Genomic DNA, 17,836 nt, shown 5'->3' with positions numbered 1-17,836 from the left:
CAAAAGGCTGCGTTTTTTATGCCAAGAATTCAGCCCATCCGATGAGCGGTAGAAGAAAATTGTCGATAAAAACAACGATTAACAGCATTCGAAAAATTAATTTTTTTAGCCTAAAACCAGCTGTTTTTTTTGTAATGACACTCGAAACGAGATGCCATCATTGTTCTAGAAATTCTTTAAAAAGAAAAAATGTAATGACAAAATAATGTTGCGACAAGGTGTGTCGCATTAACAAAAAACGAGACTTTTTTTATGCAAAAAACTCAGCATAATGCTTGCAAGAGATTGAGATCGACCAAATCTATTTACTGAAGATACAGTAGTGAGACGGCTCAGCATCCTGTAAGACAAGAGATGTCAGCTGTCAAATGACGGAGGTTTTTATGTTAACAGCGAATTTAGCAACAATCGTTGGCCTGAGCTTGGTATCGGCGGCTGTGATTGCTGTTTTCTTCTCGCCTTATCGTCGCTGGTTAAGTTTTATGCTGGCGGGGATGCTGGTGTGGGGACTCATTGAAGTAATTCGATTTGGTACACAAACCATGTTTGAATTATCAGTGACTTATAGTTATTTAACGGCATTAATGACCGCAATGGTAGTATTCACTTTAGTATTGTTACGTGAAGACCGTCGTGCAGAGCGCGCGATGGCAAAGCGCCAATGTATAGAGCACACGCCTGTATATGATGAAGAACAGCAATGTTCGAGCCGATAAGTGCCAGAACAAAATTTCAATGAAAATGCGCCTGAGGGCGCATTTTTTTATGAACGTATTAGTCCGATTTGAGATACAAAGCCTTACTTCTCAAAAGCCAAGTTATGGTAGGATGAAACCAGTCAATTTTCCAACAATTACAATAGGCTTTAAGTCATGAAACTATCATCAATTCCTGTCGTAAAACTACCTTTAGTTGATGTCAGTACGGATCCACTTGATTTACTCGTGGCAGGTTTAGCGCTTCGTATGAAACAGCTTGCACGTACTAGCCCTAAATTCATTGAATTGGTTCATGAACGTCAATTCCGTATTCAAATCGGCACGGATTTAGGTGTTGCACGTCAAATTATTGTAAATAATGGACAGATTGATACTGTTTCAGGCGATGCTGAAAAAGCAGACTTTATTTTGCAATTTGCGGACAGCGAACAGGGCGTAAAAACCCTGATGAAAGGTGACCCAACTGCATTCATGACGGGTATGCAAAATGGCAGTATTAAAATGGAAGGTGATTTTGGTCTACTGGTTTGGTTTAACCAAGTGGCGAAGTTAATTCCACCTAAACTTCCAAAACCGGTTAAAGAAAAAATCAAAATCGCACGTGCGTTTATTAAAGAAAAAACAGGTAAGTAAGATTTACGCCTTGTTCTCCTCCTTTAGGGGGAGAATTTAAAAAAAGCCCTCTTGTGAGGGCTTTTTTTAATGCTTCAGTGGTTATTCAACTTCTAAATTAAAGGTCACTGGACCGTCATTGACCAAATGCACTTTCATGTCGGCAGCAAAGATACCTGTTTGTACATGGTCATATTGGCTCTTGGTGTAATCGACCAGCTGTTTATACAGTGCTTTGGCATCGCTTGGCGGCATGGCAGGGCCAAAATCAGGGCGCAGGCCTTTTTGCGTTTGTGCCATCAGAGTAAATTGAGACACTAAGAGGATACCGCCGCCAGCTTGACTGACATTCCAGCCCATCTTGCCTTGTTCATCATCAAAAAAACGGTATTTCAAGATCTTATCGATCAGTTTTTTGCCCTTTTCTAAATCGTCAGCTTTACCAAGTCCTAAAAACACTAAAATACCGTGATTGATTTCACCCGTGATCTCACCATCGACCACCACTTTGGCTTCCAAAACACGTTGTAACAAGGCCCGCATAAATTCTTCCGAGTAGAAAATTGAACATAGGGCAGGGATTGTAGCAAAGACAGCATTCTTTCGAAGCGATGTTTAGAAAATTTTGGGCTCAACCATTTGAAAATGAACTGTATATTTTTTATGAATCTAATAATACGATTGAATTTATGAAAATAATATGTTTTATCTATTTATTAAATATCAGTATCTTTGCGGGGCAGGAAAGGTATTTAACAGAGAGATTAAGACGATGTTTAAGCGTTCTTTATTGGTTGCGATGTTAGCAACAGCAACAGCGGCGACTCAAGCAGCGCCATTAACTAAAGACAATGGTGCACCAGTAGGTGACAACCAAAATTCTATTACAGCAGGTCCTAACGGTTCTGTATTACTACAAGATGTTCAACTCATCCAAAAATTACAACGTTTTGGTCGTGAGCGTATTCCTGAGCGTGTGGTACATGCCCGTGGTACAGGTGCGTATGGTGAATTCGTTGCAACTAAAGATTTATCTGATCTCACCATTGCTTCATTGTTCAAAGCAGGTACTAAGACTCCAGTTTTCTTACGTTTCTCGACTGTAATTCATGGTAAAGGTTCTCCAGAAACTTTACGTGACCCGCACGGTTTTGCGATCAAGTTCTATACACAAGAAGGCAACTGGGACTTAGTGGGTAACCAAACTCCAGTCTTCTTCATTCGTGATGCAATTAAATTCCCTGACTTCATTCACGCAATGAAGCCAAGCCCAATTGACAACGTTCAAGACGCGAACCGCGTATTTGACTTCTTGTCTAGCCAACCATGGGCAACCAACATGTTGACTTATGTGTATGGTAACCAAGGTGTTCCAACTAGCTACCGTGAGCAAGATGGTTTCGGTGTACACGCATTCAAACTGTACAACGACAAAGGCGAATATAAATACGTGAAGTTCAACTTCCGCTCTAAACAAGGCGTGAAAGGTCTGAACGTTAAAGAAGCGATGGAGCTGCAAGGTAAAGACTTCAACCACTTAACCAACGATCTTTACAAAAACATCAACGCGGGCAACTTCCCGAAATGGGATCTTTATATCCAAGTGTTAGATCCTAAAGATCTCAACAGCTTCGATTTCGATCCATTAGATCCAACTAAAATCTGGCCAACGAACTTAGTTCCAGAAACTAAAGTGGGTACGTTGACACTGAACCGTATGCCGAAAAACTTCTTCCAGGAAACGGAACAAGTGGCATTGGCTCCGGGCAACTTAGTCCCAGGTATCGAGCCATCAGAAGACCGTCTGCTGCAAGGCCGTATCTTCTCTTACTCAGATACACAAATGTACCGTTTAGGTGCGAACCACCAACAAATTCCAGTCAACCGTCCATTAGTTGCTGTAAACAACAACAACCAAGATGGTTACATGAATGTTGGCGGCACTTCATCAAATGTGAACTACGAGCCAAGCCGTATTGAGCCAAAACCAGCGACTGCGAAAGCGCGTGCGGTTGAAACGCCGCTTTCTGGCACAGTTCAGCAAAAAGGCGTGAAAGAGCAAAACTTCAAGCAGGCGGGTGAACTTTATCGTTCATACTCTGCGAAAGAGAAAGAAAACTTAATCATGAACTTGGCGGCTGACCTTGGCAACGTGAAAGATTCGGAAACGAAACACATCATGTTGTCTTACTTCTATAAAGCAGATGCAGACTACGGTACACGTATGACTAAAGCAGTAAACGGTAACCTTGCAACTGTAAAAGCTAAAGCAGCACAACTGAAAGACTAATTTCGATCAGTCTGAAGGATTGGTAACTAGGGTCTAGAACGTTACCTCAAAAAAGTCCTATGAAGCTCCATACCTTTCCTGCACCCTAGGGGGAGTTTCATAGGCACTCCTTAAATATTCATTTTTATGAAATGAATTATTTCTAATTCAATTCTACATTCGATTTCTGTTGGAGTTCATCATGAAAGTTATGCAACATTTGACTTTAGCCAGTTTTCTAGCGTTTGGTTCCGCATTTGCAAACGTGGCAATCGCGGAAGATATCTCCCTAGCTAAAGCAACTGCAAGCGATCAGATGACCTCACAACAGGAATTGATCGCAATCTTCTTTGCCGCAGCCAAAACTGGCAATGAAGAAGTCATCAATGAATTTCTTAAGCACGGTTTTCCGGTCGATGTGCGCAATGCTTCGGGTTTTACGCCACTGATGATGGCGACCTATTATGGCCATCAAAATATTGTGACTCGTTTGCTAGAACAAGGTGCAGACCGCTGCGCACGTGACAATAAAGGCAACACCGCATTGATGGGTGCCATGTTTAAATTAGAATGGGCGATTGCAAAGCAATTACGCCAAGTGGATTGCGATGCAAATGCCAAAAAAACGGGGCAAAAGACTGCAGAACAGTTTGCGCGTGAATTTGGTCAAGAAGAAAAATATCGACAGTTACTCAAAAAATAGTGAGCTTGATCGCGCTCAGCTTCAGCAAAAAAATTGAAAAAAGTCGATGAATCGCGGTGATTTATAAGTTATTCCACTAAATCAATCGGCTTTTTATCAATAAAGTATGCTTTAATGCAAAGAGTTGATAAAAACTGAAAGTCTTTATGTCTCCAATCATCCAATCCTTATTAGACACAGATCTGTATAAATTCACCATGCTTCAGGTGGTGTTACACAAATTTCCGCAAACCCATAGTGTGTATCACTTTCGCTGCCGTAACTTGGACGATACAGCCTATCCACTGGTTGAAATTTTGGATGATTTAAACATGCAGCTCGACATGCTTTGTCAGTTGAAGTTTAAAGAAGATGAATTGCAGTATTTACGCAGTTTACGTTTTATTAAAAGCGATTTTGTTGATTATCTTGAATTATTTCAGCTTAAACGCCGTTTTATTAAAGCGGGTATTGATGATGAAGGTCGACTCGACATTTGGGTAGAAGGCCCAATGGTTCAAGCGATGATGTTTGAAATCTTTGTTTTAGCCATCGTCAATGAATTATATTTCCAACGTATTCGTACACCCGAAGTTTTAGCCGAAGGTGAGCGCCGTTTGCAACATAAGATTGCCTTGCTGAAGCAGTATGAAGCACGGCAAAATCCAAATGATCCACCATTCTTGGTCTCTGATTTTGGCACGCGTCGTCGTTATAGTTATGCATGGCAAAAGCATGTAATTGAAGAATTAAATCAGGCTTCACCGTATATTTTCCGCGGTACAAGTAATGTTCTGATTGCCAAAGACTTGAATATTACTCCAATTGGTACGATGGCGCATGAGTTCCTACAAGCATTCCAAGCGCTTGATGTTCGTCTACGTAACTTCCAGAAGTCTGCGCTAGAAACATGGGTGCAGGAATACCGCGGTGACTTAGGAATAGCCTTAACGGACGTTGTCGGTATGGATGCGTTCCTACGTGACTTCGATTTGTACTTTGCCAAACTATTCGACGGTTTACGTCATGACAGTGGCGACCCGTATGAATGGGGCGATAAAGCCTATGCACATTACAAAAAGCTTAAAGTCGATAGCAAAAGTAAAATGCTGACCTTTAGTGATGGTCTAAATATCGAAAAAGCGTGGGATTTGCATAATTACTTCAAAGACCGTTTCCAAGTTAGCTTTGGTATTGGCACCAACTTGACCAATGATATGGGACAAACTGCGCTGAATATCGTACTGAAACTGGTTGAATGTAATGGTCAATCTGTGGCAAAAATTTCAGATAGTCCGGGTAAAACCATGACGGATAATGATACTTTCTTGGCGTATCTGCGTCAGGTGTTTGACATCTCTGAAGTTAGCACTTAAACACAGCATTAGATAAAACTAAAAAAGCCGAATCAATGATTCGGCTTTTTTATATCTAAAATATTGCTAAAGGAATGCAAAAATTCAGAATAATAGTGAAAATGACTTATGCTAAGATCGAATTTAATCGCACAAAATACAATACGAACAACGATGACAGCATCTACACTGAATTTTGGTCTGCTGATTGAAGCGGAAGAATTGGTTCCACATCTGGGCAATGAAAAACTACGGATCGTCGATTTGAGTCGTCGTTCGGTTTATGACCAATTGCATATTCCACATGCACTGCATGTGCAGCCGAAACTGTTAGTGCGCCAAGAAGAACAAGCGATGGGGCTATTACCTGACCAAGCTGGCTTAGAACAGCTCATTCGCTATCTGAATATCAGTCCAGATCATCATGTGGTGGTGTATGACGATGAAGGTGGGGCATGGGCTGGTCGACTAATTTGGAACTTGCATTGCCTCGGTTTTGAAAATACCAGTCTCCTCAATGGTGGCATCCATGCTTGGCTTGGGGCAGGCTTACCGACCTCGTCTGAAATTGAGAAATTTGAACCCGTGAGCCCATTGGTTGAAGTAAGTGCAGAGGCGCGTGCTCAGTATCAAACAAACTATGATGAGCTATTGGCTCGTGTACAGCAGGAGCAGATCCAAGTATGGGACTGCCGTACCGAAGATGAATATACAGGCTTACGTTTAGCAGCGCGACGCGGCGGTCACATTCCGGGGGCACGACATTTCGAATGGAGTACTGCCCTTAACCGAGAAAATCATTTAAAATTGCATCCTTTAGAACGCACACAACAACGCTTAGAACAATTGGGATTCAATTTAAACGAACCTGTGGTGGTATATTGTCAGTCCCATCATCGGTCGGGCCTAGCTTATATACTAGGACGTTTACTCGGTTGGAATATTCGAGCTTACGATGGTGCGTGGAGCGAGTGGGGCAACCGACTCGATAGTCCTGTGATCACCGGAGAGTTGCCGTCTTGAGCCTTACATCTCAGTTAAAAAAACAAATTTTTATTCAAGCTCAGCGTGTTGTTCCACAGCACAAATTATCACGTATCGTCGGTAAATTGGCTGCGAGTGAAAACCCTGTGGTGAAAAATGCTGTGATTACCGCATTTAAAGCACAGTATGGCATCGACATGTCGATTGCTGAGCAAAGTAATGCCCTGAAATTTAAATCATTCAATGAATTTTTCACTCGTTCTTTAAAAGAAGGCGTACGTGTAGTTGATGCAAATGCCAACAGTGTTGTTTCACCCGCAGATGGTGCGATTTCACAACTGGGTAAAATTGAAAATGGTGATGTATTTCAGGCCAAAGGGCAGAAGTTCACTGTTGAAAACCTGATTGCCGATCCACAATTGGCTGAGCCGTTTAAAAATGGTCAGTTTGCTACGGTCTATTTGTCTCCAAAAGACTACCACCGTGTACATATGCCATTTGCAGGGACATTGACAGAAACTTTGTATGTACCGGGTGAATTATTCTCTGTAAACCAAACCACTGCTGAAAATATTCCGGGTTTATTCGCTCGTAATGAACGCATGGTCTGCTTATTTGATACAGAAGTTGGTCGTATGGCGGTCGTACTGGTAGGTGCAATGATCGTGGCAGGTATTGAAACCGTGGCTACAGGTAAAGTTAAACCGACAGGGCGTTTGGAACTGAATCAACACGATTTATTCTTAGAAAAAGGTGCAGAATTGGGCCGTTTCTATTTAGGTTCAACAGCGGTTGTGTTGTTTGAAGAAAACAAAATGCAATGGGATGCGACCTTTAAAGCCAACTCGACTGTGGTGATGGGCGAAGCTTTAGGGCATACCATTTAATGAATTCCCTGTCCCTTTAGGAGAGGGTTAGGGAGAGGTTTTTGAGCTAAGCGGATGTATTCAAAAAAAGAATCCCTTCTAACCTCCCTTTATTAAAGGAATGAATAAAAAAAGCGCCATCAGGCGCTTTTTTTAATTGCAAAATTTAGCGTTTTACGACAATCGAGTCGATACTGCTATGACGTAAAGTTTGCTGTGCAATCACAGCAGCTTCTTGTGAATCATAGGGGCCAGACACGACGCGATACCAAACTTTGCCATTTTCATTACTTTGGATCACATCGGCAGATAAGCCATTTAAAATAATTTCTGCACGACGGGCATCGGCTTGGTCAGGGTCATCATAGCTACGCACTTGCAAAATATAGCTTGCAGGGGCAGGTGTTGTTTCTGTGGCTTCAATACCCGGCTCAGTCGGTATAGTGGTATCCGTTTCAGGTGCTTCAACGATCACCACGGTTTCTTTGGTATCTGTTTCAGGCACAGCTTGATCTGGAATCGGGGTGACTTGTTGCTGAGGCAACAGATCATAAAAACGGTAATCTTTATTGGTTTCTTCTTGGTAGTGTTCAGAGGTAATTTGACCTTTCGGTTTTACCGGCTCCCATGGTTTCCATAACATCAAGGCCACCAAGAAACTCAACACGATTAAAATGATCACAAGTGTACCTAACCATGCAGGAATCAATGGTTTTTTAGGCTGATTCGGCCGCTCTGATACACCGCGTTGCGTTTTTCCAAACACGAGGAAACCTCTTTAATTGTAATTGTTACGAACCTAGTGGGAACTGACCCAAAACCAAGTTCTGATTATTATATATTACATGACTGTCATGCTGTTTATGTTTAATTTTCACAATTTCAACATCTTCAATTTTTCATAAAAAGATGACTGAATATCCATGAAAATACAGGCTCATAAAGAGCCTGTATAGGCGTCAATGTATATGGTCATACATGGACGGATTCTAACGTATGCTAAGAATTGCTTACATTGATTCAGGCGCACTCACACCCAATAATTCAAGACCATTGCGTAAAACTTGCTGTACATTTACAGACAGTAATAAGCGCGCTTGAGTCAGTTCTGCATCATCACCCAAGACTTTATTTTCGTTGTACCAACCATGGAACAACGCCGCCAACTCTTTCAAGTAGTTACCCACTTGGTGTGGTTCATAGCTGTTTGCAGCACGCACCACAATTTCAGGATAAGCCGCAAGTTTAGCAAGAACTTCAGTTTCAGCTTCTAACTCAAGTTTAGCTGCAAATTGACGTGCAGCTTCAGTAGAGAATTGAACGTCTGTCGCAGCAGCTTTTTCAAGCATACGGCAGATACGTGCGTGTGCGTATTGGATGTAGTACACCGCATTGTCTTTGCTTTGAGACACAGCAAGGTCTAAGTCGAAGTCAATGTGTTGTTCTGATTTACGCATGACGTAGTAGAAACGAGCAGCATCGTTGCCTACTTCTTTACGTAAGTCGCGTAAAGTCACGAATTGACCTGAACGAGATGACATTTGAACCATCTCGCCGCCACGCCATAGGCTCACAAATTGAACCAAAAGCACAGTCAATTTTTTAGAATCATAGCCAAGCGCATCAATCGCTGCTTTCACACGTGCGATATAACCGTGGTGGTCAGAACCCCAGATATCCACGATATCGGTATAGCCGCGTTGTAGTTTATTTAAGTGATAAGCAATGTCAGATGCGAAGTACGTAGTTTGACCATTACGACGTTTTACAACACGGTCTTTTTCATCACCAAATTCAGTTGATTTGAACCAGATGTTGCCATCTTTTTCGTATAAGAAACCACGTTGATCGAGCATTTGTAATGCTTCATCAATTTTTTCAGTCAAGGTTGCTTCGCTGAACCATTGATTGAAAGTCACGCCAAATTCACCGAGGTCATCTTTAATGTCATCAAGAATGGCTTTCAGCGCAGCTTGATGGAACACACGGTAACCCGCAGCCAAATGGTTTTGTGAATTATGAATTAGGCCATCAATGTGTTTTTCTTTATCGCCTGAAACAACGACTTTATTGCCTTCGCTATCGAGTTCAGCGGCATATTGCACATCTTCTGGAACATCTTTGTAGATGTCGGCAACAGGGCGTACATAAGCATCGCCATCTTTGTCGATAATGCTTTGTGCGATTTCTTTAACGTAGTCGCCTTGGTATGCATTTTTAGGGAAGACCAGTTGTTGACCGGTCAATTCTAAATAACGCAAGTAAGTCGATGTCGCCAAGATATCCATTTGACGGCCAGCATCGTTGACATAGTATTCACGGTCAACTTTAGCACCTGTTGCTTCAAGAAGATTGGCAACGGTCATACCGTAAGCTGCGCCACGACCATGACCCACGTGTAGGCTAGACGTTGGGTTGGCTGAAACGAATTCCACTTGAACACGTTTTTCAGCATTGGCCTGTGTGCGACCGAACTGATCTTTCTGAGCTTGAATTTGGTCTAAGACAGCAAAACGTTGGTCAGCATTTAAAAAGAAGTTAATAAAGCCAGGACCTGCAATTTCTGCTTTGCTGATATCTGCGACTTCTGGAAGATTTGCCAGAATTTTTTCGGCTAAATCACGCGGCTTCATACCTGCAGCTTTAGAGGCAATCATGGCAATGTTTGACGCAAAGTCACCGTGGCTTCGGTCTTTGGTTCGGGTCAAATTGCTAGTATTGTTCCAGTCAGTTGGGAGTACACCTTCAGCTTGAAGGGATTGCACTGCATGATCGAGCGCTGCTTGTATTGCCGTATTCATAATCAGTCGAAAAATAAATGTCGCAGAAAAACGGTAAATATAGCAAATTTCAGACTCTTTAGGTGAACCCATTTGTTGCGAATAAAAAATATTCGATAAAAGTGAAGCATTGCTTATATCGAAGTAAAACGATATAAGTGGTTTAGCGATTCAGGATCACTGCTTGAGTATATGGACATGTCACAACCCACCCCTAAAATTTTTGGCAATGTGCCGAAGTTAGCTGCACGCTGGGCGCTGATTATCGTGCCGTTTATTTTGTCTTGTCTCATGAGCGGCATTATTTCGTTTATTAATATGCTCAGAAATTTAGGGTGGTTTGAGGGTTTTCTTACCCTATGGCTGCATAATTGGATGATTTCTTGGGCTATTGCTTTTCCCATTGTACTGATTTTATTGCCATTTGTTCGAAAGTTTACAGGCCTGCTGGTTGATATGTCAGGGCCACAGCCACCTGCAAAATAAGCCTGCATGTAAGTCACAGTTGAGTAAAACGGTGACTTACTGCATTTCGCTTTAAATATTTATAGGCTATCGCGACAACTTACTGCTTTAGAGAGTAATTCGGCTTTGTTGTTTTGGAAGGTATAGAGTTTTGAGGAATTAAACACTTTAATGACTTTGGCCTGAGCGACAGCGGTTTTAAAGCTTTGGAACTTTTGCTGATGGGCTGTCTCAAACGGATTTCCAAAGTTTTTATTGTCGAGCAGAATTTGAATTTGCCCCACATTTGTATCATGTGCTTTTAGGATCTCTTGGCCATCCGCGTTGCTTATACTGAAAGTTGGGCGCTGAGTGCTGATTTTGCAATTCAATTTGAGGCTCAAGGTGAAATTATCTGCCGATTTATTTTTGAGGGTAGATGTGCCTTGTTGATCATTTTCAATATAGATCCACTGATTTTTCGGCATATTGGTCAGTAGGGTTTCTAACTGTTGTTGGGTACTTTTGCTGATATCGACAGTGCCTTTTTTATCGATTTCAGGGGCTTTTTCTTTACCGAGCATGCCCATCACTTTGTCGCTGACTGTGCTACTGGTTTTGGAAATGGTCTGGCAAGCGCTTAAGCTACTGATGATTAGAATGAATGGTAGTGTATAGATGGCAGGTAAATGCATAGATTTTATTGTTCTATTAAATTTTCGGATCGGCAAAGTTTAACGGTTCTACGCATAAAGCTCAAACCTGCGGCCAATCTCCTTTGAGGAGGACTGCTGCAGGCGGCTAAAGCAGCCATTCTACACAGGCACGAATAATCCCTAGTGCGAGGCCAATAAAACCACCGACCACGACACCATTGACTCGAATCATATGCAAGTCGCCACCGACTTCGTTTTCGATCTTATCGATCATTTCACGTGAGTCCCATTCGTGTATACGTTCACTGATAAACCGAATGACTTTTTCGCTATATTGATCGGAGAGATTGATGGCAATATCACTCATTTTTTCATTCAGCAATTGGCGTACAGCGACATTAGAGACAATATTTTCGCCCACTTGTTGAATGGCGACACGTAGGTTTTGTGCAATACCTGAGTCCGGCTTTTGTAGATCAGATTTAATCGCATCACATAAAATCACAACAGCGCCGCTTAAAAAGTTAAGCATTTGTGGGCTGTCTAATAAAGCGTCCTTGGTGCTATTCAAACGTTGGCTGGCTACACTTTGATTGTCTGCCAACTCATGCATGAGTTGCTGTGCCATTTCTTCAATTTTTCGACGCCAAGGATGTTCTGGATCGGCCAACATAGATTCGACACGGCTCACCAATGAATCAATGGTGCGTTGTTGTACATCAATGCCGATCCAGCTTGCACCTTTGGCGAGCTTCCAAACCCCGAGTTCTTTAAACAACTGACGTGATAAATCACGGGTTTGTTCAGGGTGCTGTAACATCCAGTCATGGGCTAAATCTAATCCACGTTGCAGGACATCTTGATGGAAATCATTTTCTAAAACTGCTCGCAGCATTTCACTGGCAAGATGGTTGACTTGCGTATTGCGTACCCATTGCACGCTGTTATTTTGGATAAATCGTCCAATTTGTTCCTGACCGACAAATTCGAAAATTTTCGGTACCGTTTGCTGAATGACTTGAGTCACTTGCGCATTATTGTGCGGATTGGCCAACCATTTCCCGACGGCAAGAGAGAGATCCGTCTCCGCTAAACTTTTTTCAACCACTTGTGGTGAAAGAAAATTTTCCTGAACAAAGCGGCCCATGGACTCAGCAATGCGCGCTTTATTGCGTGGAATAATTTCTGTGTGGTCACGTAAAAATTTAGGAATCGGAATACGACCAAAGGGATTGCGAAATAAAACGGTTATCGCATACCAGTCTGCCAAACCACCAACCACGCCAGCTTCTGCTGAAAGCATCAAAATATGAATGAGCCAAACATATTCGGGCAGTAATTTAGCTGCGATCATCAATGCAATCCACGCCAGCACCGCCACCACCAAAGCAATGGTGGCGAAGCGTTTACTGCGTTGCAGACTAGATGAAACAGCGGGCTGTTCAGTTGGGCTCATCAATGATCGGGTCTCTATGGGTTGACTTATTTAGAGGTGGGCTCAGCGGCTACAGGCAAAGGATTTCCTTGGCTGTCTAAACCATATTTAGCTCCGAGTGACTGCAAAATCAAGCGAGCATCAAAGGCATCCTGAGGGGCTTTGGCACGATCTTTATAGCAAGTAATACTGTAGGAAACTTGAGTTGGATCGAGTGTGACCACCTGTGGAACGTCATAAAACGGGCCTGGCCAAAAACCAGGATGGCGACGGTAATAGCCATATGGATAAGGCATTGGGTCTGGGTAAATCACCGCTTGGCGCGGCGGTTTTTGACTCCGATTACTCGGGTCATCCATGACTTTAAAATATTGAAAGCCATTGTGTAGGGTGGTTTGAGCGGCTTTAACCAAGGTGATTTCTTCGGCAGTACCATAGCTCATATTGGGTCTAGCTTGGAAGCTAATCCGATAGCTTTGAGCATTTAATGGTGTCGCAGAATATTGACCGAGTTGTTCAAAGGTCAAAGGTTTTGATGGGGTTGTGGCACAGCCAGTTAAACCGAGTGCTGCGGTTATGGCTGCTGCGATAATGAGTTTGTTCATGCGCATACTCCTGTTTAATCGGTTCATGGCAAGGGGAGATACTGGCCAAAAGCCGTCAATTAAAAGCTAGAATTGGGCTGGGTTAAAAATTCCAATTCCTCTGCTGTAGATGTTCTGCCCAATACCGCATTGCGATGCGGGTAACGTCCAAATCGATCGATAATCACTTTATGCTTTTTTTCAAATTCTAAGTTGATCGGATTGCCCAGTTGCTCAAATAATTTTAACGCGCTTTGATGGATTTTTGTCGATTCGCTATGCATAAAGGGCATATATAAAAATGAGCGCTGTTCAGGGCTTAATTGTAGATCTAAACCCTGCGCGATGGCTTCTTGTGCAAGCGCCAAAGCCAGTGCATCTTGGGCAAAAGCCAAGCCAGAGTCACGGAATAAATTTCGCGAAAACTGATCTAAAACAATAATTTCAGCCAAGCGACCTTCGGCTGTGGTGCGCCATTGCCACAGTTCTGCTTGACTGGCCGCTTGATGGATGTCTTTAAACTTTTTTTCGATTAAAACATCAAAATTATTGCTTTTAGCGAACCAATTGGGCTGATTTTCTGGGTTAAACCAAAATTCGAGAATATCTTGATAATTCATAAGTTTTAAGCATTATTAGCATATATTTGTTTATAAAATCACAAATTTCAAATGTCATATAGAGTAAGTTTGTGATAAAAAATTGCCAAAATAAAATCACGGTTTGTCTCAAAACTATACAGTGGGTCATATGCCCACTTCAAATCGCGTTATACTGATATAAACTGATGATTTTATTTTAGTAGTTTCTTCCATTTAAGCGAGATAGCAATGAGTCAACCCGAATCGACCTCTCAAGACATTTTACCGACTTGGGTAGATTCTTCGCTGATTAAAGGAATGTTGCGCGGTATTGAGCGCGAAAGCTTACGTATGCAAAGCAACGGTTTCTTGTCTCAGGCCGACCACCCCCAAGCCTTGGGTGCGGCTTTGACTCATCCGCATATTACGACAGACTATTCTGAAGCTTTAATGGAATTTATCACACCGCCAAAAGAAACCATTACCGAGGCGTTGAACTATCTGCAAGATATTCATGCTGTTGCGCATACGCATTTGGAACATGGTGAGAAACTTTGGCCGTTGTCGATGCCGTGCATGTTGGATAAAGACGAAGACAGTATTCGTTTAGCGCAATATGGCAGCTCGAATATTGGGCGCTTTAAAACCTTGTATCGTCGTGGTTTAGGGGTGCGCTATGGTCGCCGTATGCAGACCATTTCAGGGGTACATTATAATTTATCTTTCCCAGATCATTTCTTTGAAGCACTGCAACAGCACGAAACTGACGACGCCCTCAACGCATTGAGCTTACAAGATTATCGCAGTCATCGTTATTTCGGCCTGATCCGGAATTTTATTCGTTTAACGCCATTGGTGATGTTTTTGGTTGGGGCGAGCCCGTCGGTGTGTAAATGTTTTATGACTGGACGTGAACATCAGCTGTTACCGCTCTTAAAAGGCACGCTATTTTTACCCTATGCAACGGCGCTGCGTATGGGAAATTTTGGCTATCAAAATTCAGCACAAAAACAGTTAGGGATTCACTACAACGACATTCAGGCATATTTGGAAGGTTTGCAAAAAGCGGTGCATACCCCGTATGCCGCATTTAGTCATTTAGGTTTAAATGATGAACAGGGTGAACCGATTCAAATTAATGACCATGTGTTGCAAATTGAAAATGAATACTACAGTTTGGTTCGTCCGAAACAAGTGCCACAGGATGGTGAAACACCATCTGAAGCCCTGCAAAATCGTGGCGTAGGTTATGTTGAATTACGTGCGGTAGACGTCAATCCTTATAGCCCGATTGGGATCAATGAAGACACGGCAGGCTTGCTCGAAGTGGTGGCTTTATACTGTTTATTGCAAGACAGCCCAGCATTGTTAGATGCCGAACAAAATGAAATTGAGAAAAATCAGGCTGAAGTAGTAAACCGTGGTCGTGCGCCAAACGCAGTGATTTTACAGCAAGGTCAAGCGGTTCCAATTGAAACATGGTGTCGTACACATGTTGCAGCGATGCAACCGTTGGCTGAATTGCTGGATGATTCTTACAATACAGATATTTACACTCAGGCAATGGCTGTGATGCAATCACGCATCGATGAAGTCGATGAAACATTGTCGGCACGTATGATTAGCGATACTTTAGAACAAGGTGGAACTTGGGGCTTTGGTAGCTTTATGGCCTTACAACATGCTGAAGTGTATGAGCAGCATGTCTTGAGCCCTGAAACTGCAGCATACTTTGCACAAGCTGCTGGGCAGTCTTTAGAAAAACAGGCTCAACTTGAGCAAGACTGCACCTTGAGTTTTGAAGAATATTTGAAAAACTTTAGATAAAAAATTTAAGAGGATTTACCATGAAATGGAGTTTCCGCTTCGTGAGTGGTTTGTTGTTTTTAGCCAGTGTGATCGGTATGTCTTTTGCGCTGTTTTTAGAACATGTACAAGGCTTAGAACCTTGTCCGTTATGCGTATTCCAACGTATTGGTTTGATTGGACTCGGCATCATTTCATTGATTGCATTGATTCACAATCCAGCATCGAATTGGGGTAAACGCATTTACGCATTGTTAGGGACACTATCAATTCTTTGGTCTGCTGGGGTGGCTGCGCGTCATATTTGGCTGCAAAATTTACCGCCAGACAAAGTACCGAGCTGTGGCCCAGGACTGGATTATTGGGTAGAAACGCTGCCGTTAAAATCAGTCTTTGAGCAAGTACTGACCGGCTCTGGTGAATGTGCCAAAGTGGATTGGACCTTCTTGGGACAATCATTACCGGTTTGGTCATTGGTGTTTTTTGCGGTCTTAACTTTGCTTAGCCTTTGGCAGTTATTACGTAAATACCCAAGCAGACCAGTGCCACGTTTACGTGATAAATTTTAATTCTATGATGCAAAAAAAGCCCTCAACTGAGGGCTTTTTTTATGAGTCTGAATGGGGGGTACGTTAGGTTAGGGCAATGCCTTCCACACTTTCCAAGTCCATCATAAATTCATAGATATGATCACAAGCTTTATCGTCATTGTTTGGATAGAACCAATGCACGATTTGCTCGGCCACTTGCGGATGATGCTGAATTTCAAAATGGTTCAGGCCATAAAATATTGCTTTATGTGAGTCAGGTACTTTTAATTGGTAGCGTGGGTTTGGGTGTTCTCCTAACGCACTTTTCACACTGACCAAGTAATCTCCAATCACATGTCGCGTTTTATTGCGACGATGTTCATATTCGATGGTCCCTGCCACGAGGTAGGTATTGATATGCGATGGAATCGGGGCTGGTTTACGGTTGTCGTCCATGAATCCAATACGGACATCATTATGTTCCCAATCATCATCACGCACGCTGCCATAGCGCAAATCTAAAATGCCGTTACTGCGAATATTCACCACGTGGCCCACGATTTTGACCAAAGGGAAACGCCCCAATTGATCTTGCAGATGAAATCCGATACGTTCAAGCACAGCACCATGATGCGGTGAGCCTAAGCAGACTAGATTTTCGACTTGATGAATCCATTGGTACATATTTTGTTTGCCATAAAAAATGGCACTACGGGACACTAAGCCCCCCATACTATGACCAATTAAGTCGATACTGGTAATACCCGGGTTACGACGGACCAAATCTTCTAATGTATTGGCGAGGCTGCGACCATTGGTCGAAATACGACGACCCGTATTGTAATTTAAATACAGCATGGTGTTATGGTCACGTTGAGAAAGTAATTTTTCACCAATGCCGCCATATTTGGCTGTCGACCATGACAGATGATTCATGCACAGCCCATGAATTAACAGGGTAATACGACCGTTTAATTCGCCTTTTTGTACCGCACCATAATGGTCGTAAACCACCATCGGTAAGGCCATCGGGTTGTGATATTTCAGTAAATAGTCACCCAGCACCCCATTCAGCGCACCTACTAGAAAATGTAAAGACGGGGTGAGGGGTTTGTCGTGTAAGCGTGGGAATTTTTCAATAATGCTACGCAGCGTTGGTGCAAGTAAATAATTGCCATAATTGAAAAAAGTGTTGTAAGAAAATTCGTAAATCCGTGCAATGGTCGGCTGCTTATGAAAGGCTTTCGAGCCTTGTTCGCTCATTCCAAAAATACTGATTAAAATTTCACGTTGAATGTTTTTGATCAAGTCATGCACGACATCACTAAAACGCATTGTCACGAGTTGTGCCAAACCTTCCAGCACATCTGCTTGACTGGGTGGCGTGCGGTCCCATTTACAATAGGTTTCATGCAATGGTGTTAAGCTAGGCATAATGTTCCTATCCTTACATTCAATGCTATCCCTCGATTGTATTTATTACTGGAATAACCTGAAGTTTCATTGTTTATTTTATAAAATTCTCACGAACAG

General features: G+C 42.5%; 18 protein-coding genes. 10 read left to right on the top strand and 8 right to left on the bottom strand.

The window, feature by feature from the left end:
• Window positions 1-383: 383 nt before the first annotated feature.
• Together aciT and FTT92_RS06475 are read left to right on the top strand one after the other, a co-directional pair.
• Window positions 384-716, top strand: a complete 333-nt coding sequence (gene aciT / locus FTT92_RS06480; protein ID WP_078193317.1) for an AciT family ciprofloxacin tolerance protein — start codon at window positions 384-386, stop codon at window positions 714-716.
• A gap of 156 nt (window positions 717-872) precedes the next feature.
• Window positions 873-1,352, top strand: coding sequence for an SCP2 sterol-binding domain-containing protein (locus tag FTT92_RS06475; RefSeq protein WP_078190615.1), 480 nt, complete (start codon window positions 873-875; stop codon window positions 1,350-1,352).
• 81 nt (window positions 1,353-1,433) lie between these two features.
• On the opposite strand, the gene dtd is transcribed toward FTT92_RS06475, so the two are convergent.
• Entirely contained in the window at window positions 1,434-1,874 is a 441-nt protein-coding gene (gene dtd, locus FTT92_RS06470; RefSeq protein WP_180171694.1) for a D-aminoacyl-tRNA deacylase, read from the bottom strand.
• 229 nt (window positions 1,875-2,103) lie between these two features.
• On the opposite strand from dtd, the gene FTT92_RS06465 reads away from it, so the two are divergent.
• From FTT92_RS06465 to asd, 5 genes are all read left to right on the top strand, one after another.
• Entirely contained in the window at window positions 2,104-3,621 is a 1,518-nt protein-coding gene (locus FTT92_RS06465; protein WP_180171693.1) for a catalase, read from the top strand.
• A 181-nt stretch (window positions 3,622-3,802) separates the two neighbouring features.
• Entirely contained in the window at window positions 3,803-4,303 is a 501-nt protein-coding gene (locus FTT92_RS06460; RefSeq protein ID WP_180171692.1) for an ankyrin repeat domain-containing protein, read from the top strand.
• Window positions 4,304-4,449: 146 nt separating this feature from the next.
• Window positions 4,450-5,658, top strand: coding sequence for a nicotinate phosphoribosyltransferase (pncB, locus tag FTT92_RS06455; protein WP_180171691.1), 1,209 nt, complete (start codon window positions 4,450-4,452; stop codon window positions 5,656-5,658).
• 153 nt (window positions 5,659-5,811) lie between these two features.
• Complete coding sequence (locus FTT92_RS06450) at window positions 5,812-6,660, top strand: sulfurtransferase (protein ID WP_180171690.1); 849 nt, start codon at window positions 5,812-5,814, stop codon at window positions 6,658-6,660.
• Window positions 6,657-7,508: an archaetidylserine decarboxylase gene (gene asd / locus FTT92_RS06445; RefSeq protein WP_078193251.1), complete on the top strand. Its 852-nt coding sequence runs from the start codon at window positions 6,657-6,659 to the stop codon at window positions 7,506-7,508. The genes FTT92_RS06450 and asd overlap by 4 nt, the downstream gene beginning before the upstream one ends.
• A 145-nt stretch (window positions 7,509-7,653) precedes the next feature.
• Here asd and FTT92_RS06440 read toward each other — a convergent pair whose 3' ends face one another.
• Both FTT92_RS06440 and argS read right to left on the bottom strand, forming a co-directional pair.
• Window positions 7,654-8,253 carry an SPOR domain-containing protein gene (locus FTT92_RS06440; protein WP_180171689.1) on the bottom strand — a complete coding sequence of 200 codons (600 nt, stop codon included), beginning with the start codon at window positions 8,251-8,253 and terminating at the stop codon, window positions 7,654-7,656.
• Window positions 8,254-8,497: 244 nt separating this feature from the next.
• Window positions 8,498-10,288: an arginine--tRNA ligase gene (argS, locus tag FTT92_RS06435; RefSeq protein WP_180171688.1), complete on the bottom strand. Its 1,791-nt coding sequence runs from the start codon at window positions 10,286-10,288 to the stop codon at window positions 8,498-8,500.
• Window positions 10,289-10,465: 177 nt separating this feature from the next.
• On the opposite strand from argS, the gene FTT92_RS06430 reads away from it, so the two are divergent.
• Window positions 10,466-10,753, top strand: coding sequence for a DUF2798 domain-containing protein (locus FTT92_RS06430; RefSeq protein WP_372491143.1), 288 nt, complete (start codon window positions 10,466-10,468; stop codon window positions 10,751-10,753).
• 59 nt (window positions 10,754-10,812) lie between these two features.
• Here the strand turns inward: FTT92_RS06430 and FTT92_RS06425 are convergent, their stop codons facing one another.
• The 4 genes from FTT92_RS06425 to FTT92_RS06410 all read right to left on the bottom strand — a co-directional run bounded on the left by FTT92_RS06425 (window position 10,813) and on the right by FTT92_RS06410 (window position 14,006).
• Window positions 10,813-11,406 (bottom strand): hypothetical protein, encoded by a 594-nt coding sequence (locus FTT92_RS06425; RefSeq protein WP_180132816.1) that lies wholly within the window; start codon window positions 11,404-11,406, stop codon window positions 10,813-10,815.
• A 106-nt stretch (window positions 11,407-11,512) separates the two neighbouring features.
• On the bottom strand, window positions 11,513-12,823 hold the full coding sequence (locus FTT92_RS06420) for a DUF445 domain-containing protein (RefSeq protein ID WP_180132815.1): 1,311 nt from the start codon (window positions 12,821-12,823) through the stop codon (window positions 11,513-11,515).
• A 26-nt stretch (window positions 12,824-12,849) separates the two neighbouring features.
• Complete coding sequence (locus FTT92_RS06415) at window positions 12,850-13,407, bottom strand: hypothetical protein (RefSeq protein ID WP_078193246.1); 558 nt, start codon at window positions 13,405-13,407, stop codon at window positions 12,850-12,852.
• A 59-nt stretch (window positions 13,408-13,466) separates the two neighbouring features.
• The gene (locus FTT92_RS06410; protein ID WP_078190604.1) at window positions 13,467-14,006 is read right to left on the bottom strand and encodes a DUF924 family protein; all 540 of its coding nucleotides are present in this window, start codon (window positions 14,004-14,006) and stop codon (window positions 13,467-13,469) included.
• Window positions 14,007-14,216: 210 nt separating this feature from the next.
• On the opposite strand from FTT92_RS06410, the gene gshA reads away from it, so the two are divergent.
• Window positions 14,217-15,794 carry a glutamate--cysteine ligase gene (gene gshA, locus FTT92_RS06405; protein ID WP_180171687.1) on the top strand — a complete coding sequence of 526 codons (1,578 nt, stop codon included), beginning with the start codon at window positions 14,217-14,219 and terminating at the stop codon, window positions 15,792-15,794.
• A 20-nt stretch (window positions 15,795-15,814) separates the two neighbouring features.
• On the top strand, window positions 15,815-16,342 hold the full coding sequence (locus FTT92_RS06400; RefSeq protein ID WP_180073350.1) for a disulfide bond formation protein B: 528 nt from the start codon (window positions 15,815-15,817) through the stop codon (window positions 16,340-16,342).
• A 63-nt stretch (window positions 16,343-16,405) separates the two neighbouring features.
• On the opposite strand, the gene FTT92_RS06395 is transcribed toward FTT92_RS06400, so the two are convergent.
• Window positions 16,406-17,737 (bottom strand): alpha/beta hydrolase, encoded by a 1,332-nt coding sequence (locus FTT92_RS06395; protein WP_180171686.1) that lies wholly within the window; start codon window positions 17,735-17,737, stop codon window positions 16,406-16,408.
• Window positions 17,738-17,836 lie beyond the last annotated feature (99 nt).

It is taken from the genome of Acinetobacter sp. YH12023 (assembly GCF_013420135.1).
GTDB classification, from domain to species: Bacteria; Pseudomonadota; Gammaproteobacteria; order Pseudomonadales; family Moraxellaceae; genus Acinetobacter; species Acinetobacter amyesii.
Note: the sequence above shows the minus strand (reverse complement) of the source record. Positions and strands in the feature narration are given on the sequence as shown.

What these genes read in the sequence shown, in the direction of transcription:
- argS (WP_180171688.1), bottom strand. Translation starts at nt 10,288, where the DNA reads ATGAATACGGCAATACAAGCAGCGCTCGATCATGCAGTGCAATCCCTT.
- FTT92_RS06450 (WP_180171690.1), top strand. Translation starts at nt 5,812, where the DNA reads ATGACAGCATCTACACTGAATTTTGGTCTGCTGATTGAAGCGGAAGAA.
- FTT92_RS06420 (WP_180132815.1), bottom strand. Translation starts at nt 12,823, where the DNA reads ATGAGCCCAACTGAACAGCCCGCTGTTTCATCTAGTCTGCAACGCAGT.
- gshA (WP_180171687.1), top strand. Translation starts at nt 14,217, where the DNA reads ATGAGTCAACCCGAATCGACCTCTCAAGACATTTTACCGACTTGGGTA.
- FTT92_RS06395 (WP_180171686.1), bottom strand. Translation starts at nt 17,737, where the DNA reads ATGCCTAGCTTAACACCATTGCATGAAACCTATTGTAAATGGGACCGC.
- FTT92_RS06425 (WP_180132816.1), bottom strand. Translation starts at nt 11,406, where the DNA reads ATGCATTTACCTGCCATCTATACACTACCATTCATTCTAATCATCAGT.
- FTT92_RS06430 (WP_372491143.1), top strand. Translation starts at nt 10,466, where the DNA reads ATGTCACAACCCACCCCTAAAATTTTTGGCAATGTGCCGAAGTTAGCT.
- FTT92_RS06400 (WP_180073350.1), top strand. Translation starts at nt 15,815, where the DNA reads ATGAAATGGAGTTTCCGCTTCGTGAGTGGTTTGTTGTTTTTAGCCAGT.
- FTT92_RS06410 (WP_078190604.1), bottom strand. Translation starts at nt 14,006, where the DNA reads ATGAATTATCAAGATATTCTCGAATTTTGGTTTAACCCAGAAAATCAG.
- FTT92_RS06465 (WP_180171693.1), top strand. Translation starts at nt 2,104, where the DNA reads ATGTTTAAGCGTTCTTTATTGGTTGCGATGTTAGCAACAGCAACAGCG.
- dtd (WP_180171694.1), bottom strand. Translation starts at nt 1,874, where the DNA reads ATGCGGGCCTTGTTACAACGTGTTTTGGAAGCCAAAGTGGTGGTCGAT.
- FTT92_RS06460 (WP_180171692.1), top strand. Translation starts at nt 3,803, where the DNA reads ATGAAAGTTATGCAACATTTGACTTTAGCCAGTTTTCTAGCGTTTGGT.
- pncB (WP_180171691.1), top strand. Translation starts at nt 4,450, where the DNA reads ATGTCTCCAATCATCCAATCCTTATTAGACACAGATCTGTATAAATTC.
- FTT92_RS06415 (WP_078193246.1), bottom strand. Translation starts at nt 13,407, where the DNA reads ATGAACAAACTCATTATCGCAGCAGCCATAACCGCAGCACTCGGTTTA.
- FTT92_RS06475 (WP_078190615.1), top strand. Translation starts at nt 873, where the DNA reads ATGAAACTATCATCAATTCCTGTCGTAAAACTACCTTTAGTTGATGTC.
- aciT (WP_078193317.1), top strand. Translation starts at nt 384, where the DNA reads ATGTTAACAGCGAATTTAGCAACAATCGTTGGCCTGAGCTTGGTATCG.